Origin of the sequence: Paenibacillus sp. NPDC056722, from assembly GCF_042790635.1 — a bacterium.
Taxonomy (GTDB): Bacteria; Bacillota; Bacilli; order Paenibacillales; family Paenibacillaceae; genus Paenibacillus_AQ; species Paenibacillus_AQ agri.
In genome coordinates, this window is the sequence record NZ_JBHTYV010000041.1 from 1 (window position 1) to 1,085 (window position 1,085).

Annotated in this window: 1 rRNA gene; it reads left to right on the top strand. The window is 51.7% G+C overall.

From position 1 onward, the window contains the following. A 23S ribosomal RNA gene (locus ACFRAM_RS28730) occupies positions 1-1,085 on the top strand; the annotation flags it as partial.

Sequence of the window (1,085 nt, forward strand, 5' to 3'; positions counted from 1 at the left end):
CCACCACTCGTAATGGAGTGGTATCCATATCTGAATTCATAGGATATGAGAAGGCAGACCCGGGGAACTGAAACATCTAAGTACCCGGAGGAAGAGAAAGCAAATGCGATTTCCTGAGTAGCGGCGAGCGAAACGGGATTAGCCCAAACCAAGAGGCTTGCCTCTTGGGGTTGTAGGACACTCTATACGGAGTTACAAAGGAACGAGGTAGATGAAGAGGTCTGGAAAGGCCCGCCATAGGAGGTAACAGCCCTGTAGTCAAAACTTCGTTCTCTCCTGAGTGGATCCTGAGTACGGCGGAACACGTGAAATTCCGTCGGAATCCGGGAGGACCATCTCCCAAGGCTAAATACTCCCTAGTGACCGATAGTGAACCAGTACCGTGAGGGAAAGGTGAAAAGCACCCCGGAAGGGGAGTGAAAGAGATCCTGAAACCGTGTGCCTACAAGTAGTCAGAGCCCGTTAACGGGTGATGGCGTGCCTTTTGTAGAATGAACCGGCGAGTTACGATCCCGTGCAAGGTTAAGCAGAAGATGCGGAGCCGCAGCGAAAGCGAGTCTGAATAGGGCGAATTGAGTACGTGGTCGTAGACCCGAAACCAGGTGATCTACCCATGTCCAGGGTGAAGTTCAGGTAACACTGAATGGAGGCCCGAACCCACGCACGTTGAAAAGTGCGGGGATGAGGTGTGGGTAGGGGTGAAATGCCAATCGAACCTGGAGATAGCTGGTTCTCTCCGAAATAGCTTTAGGGCTAGCCTCAAGGTAAGAGTCTTGGAGGTAGAGCACTGATTGGACTAGGGGCCCCTACCGGGTTACCGAATTCAGTCAAACTCCGAATGCCAATGACTTATCCTTGGGAGTCAGACTGCGAGTGATAAGATCCGTAGTCGAAAGGGAAACAGCCCAGACCGCCAGCTAAGGTCCCAAAGTATACGTTAAGTGGAAAAGGATGTGGAGTTGCTTAGACAACCAGGATGTTGGCTTAGAAGCAGCCACCATTTAAAGAGTGCGTAATAGCTCACTGGTCGAGTGACTCTGCGCCGAAAATGTACCGGGGCTAAACGTATCACCGAAGCTGCGGAC